Annotated in this window: 12 protein-coding genes; 7 read left to right on the top strand and 5 right to left on the bottom strand. The window is 39.4% G+C overall.

What is annotated here, in order from left to right; genetic code table 11:
• The first annotated feature begins 32 nt into the window (after positions 1–32).
• Together CH377_RS18635 and CH377_RS18630 are read left to right on the top strand one after the other, a co-directional pair.
• The gene (locus CH377_RS18635) at positions 33–236 is read left to right on the top strand and encodes a hypothetical protein (RefSeq protein WP_165782912.1); all 204 of its coding nucleotides are present in this window, start codon (positions 33–35) and stop codon (positions 234–236) included.
• A gap of 93 nt (positions 237–329) precedes the next feature.
• Positions 330–1,859, top strand: coding sequence for an LA_3751/LA_3752 family putative glycosyltransferase (locus tag CH377_RS18630; protein ID WP_100725245.1), 1,530 nt, complete (start codon positions 330–332; stop codon positions 1,857–1,859).
• 80 nt (positions 1,860–1,939) lie between these two features.
• Here CH377_RS18630 and CH377_RS18625 read toward each other — a convergent pair whose 3' ends face one another.
• From CH377_RS18625 to CH377_RS18615, 3 genes are all read right to left on the bottom strand, one after another.
• A complete protein-coding gene (locus tag CH377_RS18625) occupies positions 1,940–3,433 on the bottom strand; it encodes an FAD-binding oxidoreductase (protein ID WP_100725240.1) in 1,494 nt (497 codons plus the stop codon).
• Positions 3,434–3,450: 17 nt separating this feature from the next.
• Positions 3,451–4,176 carry an SDR family NAD(P)-dependent oxidoreductase gene (locus CH377_RS18620; RefSeq protein WP_100725239.1) on the bottom strand — a complete coding sequence of 242 codons (726 nt, stop codon included), beginning with the start codon at positions 4,174–4,176 and terminating at the stop codon, positions 3,451–3,453.
• 74 nt (positions 4,177–4,250) lie between these two features.
• Positions 4,251–5,039, bottom strand: coding sequence for an arginyltransferase (locus tag CH377_RS18615; protein WP_243402083.1), 789 nt, complete (start codon positions 5,037–5,039; stop codon positions 4,251–4,253).
• Between the two features lie 70 nt (positions 5,040–5,109).
• On the opposite strand from CH377_RS18615, the gene CH377_RS18610 reads away from it, so the two are divergent.
• The 5 genes from CH377_RS18610 to CH377_RS18590 all read left to right on the top strand — a co-directional run bounded on the left by CH377_RS18610 (position 5,110) and on the right by CH377_RS18590 (position 9,386).
• Positions 5,110–5,421, top strand: coding sequence for a hypothetical protein (locus CH377_RS18610; RefSeq protein ID WP_100725244.1), 312 nt, complete (start codon positions 5,110–5,112; stop codon positions 5,419–5,421).
• A gap of 5 nt (positions 5,422–5,426) precedes the next feature.
• Entirely contained in the window at positions 5,427–5,825 is a 399-nt protein-coding gene (locus CH377_RS18605; protein ID WP_100725237.1) for a ribonuclease HI family protein, read from the top strand.
• A gap of 132 nt (positions 5,826–5,957) precedes the next feature.
• Positions 5,958–6,227: a hypothetical protein gene (locus CH377_RS18600; protein WP_243402082.1), complete on the top strand. Its 270-nt coding sequence runs from the start codon at positions 5,958–5,960 to the stop codon at positions 6,225–6,227.
• Positions 6,224–7,519, top strand: a complete 1,296-nt coding sequence (locus CH377_RS18595) for a CCA tRNA nucleotidyltransferase (RefSeq protein ID WP_100725235.1) — start codon at positions 6,224–6,226, stop codon at positions 7,517–7,519. Before CH377_RS18600 ends, CH377_RS18595 begins: the two co-directional genes overlap by 4 nt.
• A gap of 280 nt (positions 7,520–7,799) precedes the next feature.
• Positions 7,800–9,386, top strand: a complete 1,587-nt coding sequence (locus CH377_RS18590; RefSeq protein WP_207797643.1) for an outer membrane beta-barrel protein — start codon at positions 7,800–7,802, stop codon at positions 9,384–9,386.
• A 110-nt stretch (positions 9,387–9,496) separates the two neighbouring features.
• Here CH377_RS18590 and CH377_RS19750 read toward each other — a convergent pair whose 3' ends face one another.
• Both CH377_RS19750 and CH377_RS18585 read right to left on the bottom strand, forming a co-directional pair.
• Positions 9,497–9,640: a hypothetical protein gene (locus CH377_RS19750; protein ID WP_165780495.1), complete on the bottom strand. Its 144-nt coding sequence runs from the start codon at positions 9,638–9,640 to the stop codon at positions 9,497–9,499.
• A gap of 195 nt (positions 9,641–9,835) precedes the next feature.
• Positions 9,836–10,237 carry a hypothetical protein gene (locus CH377_RS18585; protein ID WP_100725233.1) on the bottom strand — a complete coding sequence of 134 codons (402 nt, stop codon included), beginning with the start codon at positions 10,235–10,237 and terminating at the stop codon, positions 9,836–9,838.

Below are 10,237 nucleotides of genomic sequence, written 5' to 3'. Positions count from 1 at the left end.
ACACTTAGATTCCGAATGTTTCTTTGGAGGTTGTGAATTCCGTCTTAGAAAAGATCCGTTCCTTCTTTCTTAAACCACTTCCTAAATTCTTTTTTCCGATCTCTTGTATTCTATTCGTATATGTGGTGATTATGAATTCTTGGGTCACGGAAGATGCTTATATCAGTTTAAGAAAGAAGGAACGGATCTTTTCTAAGACGGAATTCACAACCTCCAAAGAAACATTCGGAATCTAAGTGTCATTCAGAATTCGGATGCCCAAAAAAAGATCAAAACTTTCCTTTGGGATTTCTTCTTGACCTTTGATTTTCCGTAAGCTTCTTAGTAGAATGTTTAATCGTCTTCTTTCCCGGATTTCTTCCTTTACTGGCAAGTATGCGGGATTCCTGATTTTCGGAACGGTATTTTTATGTGTATTTTTGGCCTGGCAATACCAAACTGGAATCCGAGTCGGAGACGGAGCGGTCAAAGGACAACAACTTGCTGATCTTATACATAACGGTTTCCCTGATTTTTCTTGTAGATACTCCGGAAAAGAAATAGATCCCGAGTTTAGATTCTTACCTTTAGATCTAAAAAAAGGGTCCACTATGACCCATGTGTATAAAGGAAAATGTTATTACGTTTTTCCTTTTTATTATACTGCTATCCAGTATCCGTTCGCAGTTCTCATGGGAAGATTCGGAAGTTTTTTCCTATCATTGATATTTGGGATTTTAACACTAAGAGCGTTATTCCAAATTTCGGAACTTTTAGGACTAAATGAAAAATCTAAATTTTTCTTTTTGATCCTATTACTATTAGGATCAGCATTCAGCCTATTTTCTACGGATCTATCCGAAACGATCTTAGCAGTCTATGGAGTTACCCAAGGAATTTATTTTTTACTTAAAGAGGACAAATCCTCCCAATCTTCCGATTTAGTTCTGGCGGGTGGATTTTTCGGATTCGCAGCATTCTTTCGACAAGAAACTATCCTGTTAGCTGCCAGTATTTCCTTAGTTTATGCTTTTAGAATATTCAGAAATCCGAAAACAGCATTATTCCCGTTTACTTTCGGGACTCTTTTAATCATCCAAGCAGTGATCAATTATTCAGTGGTCGGGCACCCTTTAGGTTCCAGAGGTTATTTGCAGGAATCTTCTTCTTATGAATTAGTTTCTCAAATCTACTATCTATGGCAATTGGTGTTTTTAGGGAATGGCTCCTTGGGATTATTCGGAGCCTACCCCGCTTTGGCATTCATCATTCTATGGAGACCAAAATCCGATTCTTTAACTCGGATTATATACGGATTAGGGATTTTTATACTTCTCTCAGGTTTTTTAACCTCCACTAAATTTTGGCAGGGAGTATTATTCGGACCTAGATTCTTGATCACGATCCTTCCTTTTTTGCTTTTGTTCTTATTTTCAATTTTAGAAAAAAATTGGGAGAAGCTCAGCAAACCGTTGAAGATTACAGCCATTCTTCTTATTTCCTATTCTATCGTAGGAGGAGTGGTATTTGACAGATTATATTATAAATTCACAAAATCAATTGTAACTGAGCAAAGAGAACTCAGCGATCATACTTCCAAAATAGTAATCTACAGAAAAGGTTCCGTATTTTTGCCTTCTAATTCTTTTAGAGAAGAAAGAGAGGTATACGAGATCGATTCTCCTGAATCTTTCGATGCACTTTTAGAAAAATTATATGAGATCGGAAAAACCCGAGTAACAGTAGTCGGTTTCGAAGACTCTTATCCTCGAGAAATTTTAGTTCCTAAATCGGAACATTTCGAGTTTAAGAATAGAATATTCTACCAAAGCCCTTCCATCAATATGGAAACTTTAGAATTTTCTAAAATAACTAAGTAATTAGTTTCGCACGGAGTCCACGGAGATAGAAACTCAACCTCCGTGATCTCAGTATTCTCTGCGCGAATGAAAATACGCTATTACTTTCCCCAGACCCTTCTAAATAGATCCGATTCTAATAGATTTTTTGGATCCAATTTTTTCTTCATGACTCTGAACTTTTCCAGGTTCTGTTTAGGCATGGATCTTCTGTAAACTTCAGGACGAAGAGTGCTATCTTTTGCAAAATAGAATCTTCCTCCATTCTTCACAACGATCTCATCCATTTCTTTGGCGAGTTCCCAAAGTTTAGTTTTGTTCCCTTTGGTCAGAGGAAAATCCATAGCCATTGAATAACCGTCGACTGCATGAGTGAGTAAGAACTTGTCAGGTCTATGTTTCTTAAATACACCTAACCAGTTTACAATCCCTCTTTTTTGACAAAGACTTAAGATCTCTTCAAAACCTTTAACCGCATTCTCTTTTGGAATAAAACTTTGGTATTGGATCATTGCGCCGGGCTTGTACATAAATTTCCAATTCGGAACATAGTCCAAAAGGAAAGCGTATTCTGCATGACCTTGCTCGTAAGGTTTATTATTATTTAAAAACCCGGAGATCCATTTCCCGAAGTTCACGAATCTCATCCCAAATTTATTGCTGAATGGATACATGAATAACCACATCCAAGACTTAGGAATGATCCCTAAGAATGTGCTTGGCAGAATTTGATTTTCCAATTTACAATTTTCAGGAAAACCAGGATCTTCTCCTGCTTTTAGATGAACTGCTTTATGGATTTGACCACGGCCCAAACCTTTCCCGGAAGCAAATCCGTCCACCCAACCAACCAAATAGTCGGATTGTTTATATTCCTTTTCGAAATAATCATACATCTCTTGTAGGTTAGCAGTATTCACCGGCCAAACCTTCATTTTGCCAGAGTAGATTTTTTTGAGTTTGATGGTTACTGTTAGAAATGCTCCGAGCATTCCGAAACCGGAAATTGCGGAGTAAAATAGATCAGAATTCTTTTTAGGAGAACAAAGTGATTCTTTTCCATCAGGACTTAAAAAAGTAAATTCTTGAATATGATCTCCGATCGGTCCAACTGCAAAGTTATTCTTTCCATGAATATTCATAGAAAGTGCACCGCCTAAAGTAGGAAACATCGTACCACTTACAACTGGAGGCCAAAATCCTCTTTCGATCCCAAACTCCCAAAGTTGTTTGATGGTTACTCCGGATTCTGCAACTAAGATACCGGTCTTAGGATCGAATGATAAGATCTTATTAAAGCTGCGAATATCAACTACGATCCCTTGATCATTCGTAGCGGCGTCACCGTAACTACAGCCGCCGCCTCTGAATGCAACTTTCGTATTCGTATCTCTTGCATAAGAGAATAGATCCTTAAAGTCCTGGATGGATGTAGGTAAAAAAACCTTACTGTTGGAGAAATGGTTCATTCCCCAGGCTTCTACCTTTTGAGAAGGACTTAAACGGGACTCAAACTGTTTAGGATTAAAACCCGTTTTTTTAATTTTAGAAGATGTCGCTTTTTTAACGGTCTTTTTTTTAGAAGCGGTTGCCATTTTAGATCACCTTTTCCTTAAACGGAAAGTTTTCTGAAAATAAAAGATGGGATAAGTCTAATAATCAAAGAGACTAAAGCCCAGCGAGCAGGCACATAGAAGTTCTCTTTTCCTGCATTCACTTTTGCTAATATAACTTGAGCTGCTTCCTTAGCGGTGATGAGCCACATAAGACCTGACAAACCTTCCGTCATTGGGGTCTCGATCATTCCTGGCTTTACAGTAACAACTTGTATCCCTTTTACTGCTAAACGATTGCGTAGAGCTTCTAAATAAGTGGACATTCCTGCTTTAGATGCGTTGTAAACCGGATTCCCTCTGCGACCTCTATCGCCCGCGATGGAAGAAATACCTATAATTTTGCCAGCCTTCTTCTCTTGGAAATAAGTAGCTGCAGAATTCAACCAAGCAACACAACCTAAAAGGTTCACTTCTAACATTTCCAAGTCTTTCTCTACAGAAAATTCTTCTGCGCCGACTCTATGCATCACGCCGGATGCATAATAAATTTCGTCCAAGCCGCCTAAAGCCTTTACTGCTTTGGCAAATTCTCCAGGGACCTTGGAGTATTCAGTAACGTCATGTTTGACGAATAAGTTTTTTACTTTGGAAGAAGGAAGTTTTTTCAGTTCCTTCTCTCTTCTTGCAAAAGCAGCGACCTGATGTCCCTCTTCGATCAATTGAGATGCAATTTCTTTTCCGATACCGCTAGAAGCGCCTACTACGATGATCTTTTTAGCCATACCAACCTTTCTGAGACGCAAGGCCAGTATGACAAGCCTGATTTGGGGGTTTCGGAGAGAAGAATGACCCGAGTTTAAGCGCCTATTCGTTTATCTCCATTGGAACCATTCTCCAAAATATAATCGGAAAGAAAAGATTTGCTCTCCTTCCAAACACCAGTGTTACGATTTAAAATTTCAGCCGGTTTCCAGTTCTTTTTATAATCCATCTTAGGATGTCCCGGAAGAAAAAGACCCAAGTGGAATTCTTTATAACCCTTCTCCTTTGCCCAAAGAATAGAAGATAGTATCAGAAAATTTCCCAAACTTCTTCTAGATTCTTCCGGATTGAAAACGGAATACACAGCTGACACGGTTTCTTTTCCAAGATCCAATAAGATCCATCCGAGTAAATTCTCGTCCTTAGTAAGTAGAAGTTCCAAAGAACTTTCGGAACCTTCATACATTTGGTATTTCATCGTTTCCAAAATTTCAAAATCGGATTCTCCGTGACTTCCCTTATGTCTGGATCTTTGGTATTTCAGATATAAACTTTCTTTATTCGTATCTATTTGTGGGAGAGCTGTCTTGAGACTTAGATCGGAATTGATTTTTTCAAATCTTTTATGCGATGAAGTTTTTTGAAAGGTTTCAAGAGGAATACGATAACTTAAACAATGTGAACAGTTCGAACAATTCGTTCTATAAAAAAAGCTCCCGGATCTTCTGAAACCGAATCTAAATAGTACGTCCAATCCTTCTCGTGGAATATTTTCCCTTAAGATAAAACCTTTTACCTTTGAACGCCTTTCCGGATAATAACTACATTCCGACTCAGGAGTTTCAGGGAGAGAATTTAGGAACTGAAAATAATCTATATGCATCGTTAGAATGCCAATATCCTGGATCGTTTTTACATTGCCAAACCAAAGCCTCCGAAGGATAGGACTATTGATGGTATTTGGTTTAATGATAGATCATCCGGCACGTTGGAACGCTTATAAATTGGCTTTCGGATTCACTGCCTTAAGTTATCTTTTTTATTTTTTATCCCTTCCTTTCGTTCTGTTTGCCTTATTAGCGGCCGGACTTTTATGCTTGGCCGGAGGGTTATTCTTTCCTCACACATTCGATCATTTATATCGAACTTTCCAATTTTTGGTTTTAGGCATACTCTCCTTTTTAGTTTCCTTATTCATCCTGATCGGCTATTTAATATTCTGGAGACCACTCCAATTCATTTTGGGATCTAAAAACCAAGATTAAAGCCGGTGAAAAAGTTCAAAATATACTGTGACGGTGCCTCAAAAGGAAACCCGGGGCCTTCTTCCATCGGGGTTGCCGTGTATGAAGGAGAAACCGAGGTACATTCCATCTCACGTAGGATCTCCGACGGAACGAACAATGTGGCAGAATGGGCGGCTCTGGAAGCAGGGGTAGAATATTGCCTTTCCCAAGACGCTAGTGAAGTTACAGCCTATCTGGATTCGGAACTGGTAGTAAAACAATTCAAGGGAGAATATAAGGTAAAATCCCCTCATCTTCAAGTAGCAAAAGAAAAGGTAAAACGTCTGACTTCCAAACTTAAGCTATTTTCTATCCACCATGTCCCCAGGGAAAAAAACAAAAGAGCGGATAAACTAGCCAACCTAGCATTCGAATCTTTATAAAAAATGGTTTCCTAATAGAGTTCTTTCTAAAAAATTCTTAGCATGACTTCTCGAAAGTATCTGCTTCCGATCTTTTTTAACCTTCTAACGCTTGTCGCTTTGTCCAACTGCAAAGTTAGCGTCTTAGACAAAATGTTAGAGCTGAAAAAAGAAGGAAAGTATCTGGAACTTGCAATCCTATGCAACGAACATAAGGACGAAGAATACAAAGAAATCTGCAATACTGCCTGGGACGAAACAGGAAGAAGGATCGACCAAATCCTTTCTCAACAAGCGGATCTTCCCTTCTTAAGAGTTTCCGTAGACCAAAAAACCAAAAAACAAGTAGAGGAAATTTTTTCAAAGAACCCTGCACTCAAGGATCGTTATTTACCAATTTGGAAAAAGATCGTCCAGGAATGATGAGCCCCGATCCAAAACAACTCATCTCCCAAATCCCTTCTCCTTTTTTACAAGATCTATTAGAGATAAGTAAAACGATAAAAGATCACGAAGGAGAAGCCTATTTAGTTGGTGGAAGCGTCCGTGACCTAATATTAGATAAAGTCCCTCATGAATATGATCTAGCGGTTTCCATATCTCCGGAAAAAATGCAAAAGATCTTCAAAAGAACTGTGCCAACAGGGATCAAACATGGGACTATCACCGTATTATTCCAGGATAGATCCTATGAATTGACTACATTCAGAAAAGATGAAGACTATATAGATGGTAGAAGGCCCGAAACAGTACAATTCGGAGTAAGCCTGAGTGAAGATCTAAAAAGAAGGGACTTCACTATGAATGCCCTGGCCCTGGATCTCCTACAAGAGATATTAGTGGATGAACATTCCGGACAGGAAGACATTCAAAATTCTTTAATTAGAACTATAGGGAACCCGGTCTCCAGATTTACGGAAGATGGACTTAGACCAGTCAGAGCTATTCGATTCGTTTCCACACTAGGATTCACGATCCATCCGGAAACTTCAGAAGCAATCGATACTTGTAGATTGATTACTGCAAAGGTTTCCCCCGAAAGAATACACGACGAATTTTTAAAAATACTCAAAAGTAAAAATCCGATCGGAGGATTGGATCTATTAAAAAAACATAAAATTCTGGAATTATTTACAAAAACAAAATTATATTCGGCAGACTGGGAAAAATATAAAAACGGATTCTCCAAACTTCTGGAAACTTCCGAAAGACCAAGGTTGGCCTACTTTTTAGCTTCTTGTTTTTCGGAACAAACCTGGCTTTCTGACTCCACCGTATTTTTTAAAGAACTCAGATTTTCCAACCAAAGGACCAAGGACTCTCAATTTTTGGTAAAGACCCTATATTCTATTATCCGGCATAAAGAAGAATTAAGGACTTCCCCCGGCCTGAGAGTTCATCTCCTCCACCCAATTGCACAATATGCAGGTAAAAAAGATCTTCAAGATCTGTGCTTAGAACTTTCCCTTCTTTGGTCTGCTTTCTTAAATCAAGAACCGTTTTGGCTCGCAAGCGCAGAACAAGAATGGAAGAAGGATCCGCCACTTCTACTTTCCGATCTGACCATAGACGGAAATTCGGTCCGGGAAAAATTTCCAGAACTTCCAGCGCCAAAATTGGGAGAGATACTACGATCTTCTTTACTTGCTGTACTCCAAGATCCGAGTCTGAACTCAAAGGAACTTCTTCTAGATATTATCCAAAAATCATTCTAACCGGAAGACCTCTTAGCGTCGTAGTTACTACAAAATTCACCTCCTTCTAACCCTGCTTATACCAAAACATCTTCTAATCTGCTTACTCCTTCAGCAAGCCCAAACTTGCTCAAAAATTAAGCATATTGCGGCTAATGAAAAAATAGTCCAAAAAGTTTATATAAAATGAGCACCAAATAATGGATTTAGAATCGTTTTTAAGCCTTATTTAGTCTCTTTGCCTATTTTTTACATGTTGGCACGCTAGTTGCATACTTATGGGCATAGGAGATTTAGGAGAATGATGAGAAAAAAAACAGCCAGCCTCATTGCTACCTTTACTCTGGTGACCGCCTCTTCGGTTTTTGCCCAGCCGAAAAAGGAAACGCCGGACCCGAAGGCAGCAGGTGCAGTGAAAGCTGCTCCAGCCCCAGAACCTGAAGATACGAAATGGTATGATAAGGTAGACTTTTCTGGATTTGTGGATGTGTACTACATGTACAACAACAACCCACTCCAAGGAAGCGCCGTAGATTCGACCAGAGCGTTCGAAACAAGTAACAAAAACTTTGGTGTTAACGCAGCAGCTCTTGCTGTTCAAAAAACCGCTGAAAAATCCAGCCCTTGGGGATTCCGTGTGGATTTCCAAAACGGTCAGAACAACGCTTACCAAGAGGCGCCTTACGTTCAATACAACGGAATATACAACTATAACATGCTAAAACAAGCATATATCAGTATGTATTTCCCAGTGCTGAAAGGGATGACCTTAGACGTTGGTAAAATGGCAACGCATATCGGATACGAAGTATTGGAATCGATGAACAACCCTAACTACTCGATAGGGGCCATCTTCCAAAACACAATCCCATTCATTCACACCGGTGCTCGCTTAACTACTCAATTTACAGACAAATGGGCAGGAACCTTTTATCTGTATAACAGTGGTGGTGGTACCGGTTATAGAACTGGAGTTCCAGATGGAAGTACAACTAATAACTACTTCTACGAAGCAGCTACTCAGCATAAAGCGATTGGAACTCAGTTAAAGGGACAATTGATCGAAGATAAATTATCGATCACTTGGAACACTTTGTATTCCCAAGATGGTGCTACCGGAAGAATCGATCCATGGAAACAATATGCAGCTGATCAATTAGCTGCTACTACAGGTGATCCTGCAGTTTCAGCTCTTGTAGCTCCTAATGCAAAGTATAACAAGGATTACTGGTTCATGAACCATGCAATCCTTTCCATTACTCCGACCGACAGGATCCAAATTGACTTAGACTATACTTGGAGTGAAAAAGCCGGTGGCGCTGCTGCGGCTAACCTTCTCCAACAACAGTACAACTCAGCTGGTACTGCAAATCTTGAAACTATTCTTGGTGGAACCGTTACTACTGAAAAAACCAAAAGTAGCTATAAGGCTTATGGTATCTTCAGTAAATTCAAGATCGGTGAAACTTGGGGAGTTAACGTTCGTTTTGAGTATATCGACGATAGCCATAACAACGGCCGTTTGACTACCTTCAACCCATTTGCAGGATCTCAAGCAGCTAACTCTTGGTATGCAGGAAAATATGCGCAAGACAAAGCAGTTGCAGAACAAATCCTTGCAGCGACTCCTGCATTAGCGGGCTTAACTGCGGACCAATTACTTGCAGCTTTAGACCCGAAAAACTACAAAGATTACGGTGGATCTTCCAACTACGGACAGTATAAAACATTTACTGTAACTCCTGTTTGGAACTATACTGAAAATCTACTCATCAAATTGGATATGAGAAGAGACTGGGCAACCGGATATCAATTCGTAACCCAAAGCGGTGAGAAAAGTAAAGACCAATATGGTATAACCTTAGGGGTCGTTGCTAAGTTCGATTAATTCGAATTAAGTAGATTTCTACGAAAAAGAGCGTCCTCTCGGGCGCTCTTTTTTTATCTTCAGATAAATCGATCAGATATATTAACTAAGGAAAGAAGAAGGTTAACTACTTAGAAATCAAGATCTGATTGCCCGGACATGGCAACCAATTGTCTTCTAAAAGAATGAGGAAGAATACTCCAACAGGATCTGAATGTCTTTTTCCAAAAGCCTGAGTCTGCTTTTTTAAGTTTTGCCTTTAAGTGCTCGCTCATCTTCAGAACCCTCTTAAGATTTTTAGAGCGAAAAAATTGTAAAAAAACTTCGGATGATTGGTTGTTTCTTTGTTCGGAATTTTAAAAATCTACCTAAGAAATTGTGAGTCTCTTAGATAGATTTTTAGGATTTATACGTCCGATAAAGGATCAGTTTTCGGACCAGTAGCCTTACGGGTCCTTCTGCCTTCGATCTTAAGCAGCCAAAACCCCATATACGATAATTGCTATCCCTACAAGATTTGCGGTAACGCCGATCCCACCTAGGATCTTTCCAAGAGGAGGGTTTTCCTTAAATTCGTCTTTGACCCCTTGTAACCAATCCACAGTATCTTTCAAAGCGATAAATCCGGAAGAAACCGCAAATGAAATTGCTCCAACTAAAGCTGCCGTTTCTGAAAGGGGTGCAAGTTGAAATGCAAATACCAAACCAAGGATCATAGCGCCTTGCATCAATGGTCCGATATGTGCCGCTTGTAGATATCTGGAAGGAAATTCAGCCTTCATTCTCGCGAATGCATACGCAAAGCCTGTTAGACTTCCGTATGCTAAATTTATGACCCCGGTTAGGATCAAAATTTTTTCGGGTAGATTCAT

This window comes from Leptospira haakeii (genome assembly GCF_002812045.1).
Lineage (GTDB): Bacteria > Spirochaetota > Leptospiria > Leptospirales > Leptospiraceae > Leptospira_B > Leptospira_B haakeii.
Note: the sequence above shows the minus strand (reverse complement) of the source record. Positions and strands in the feature narration are given on the sequence as shown.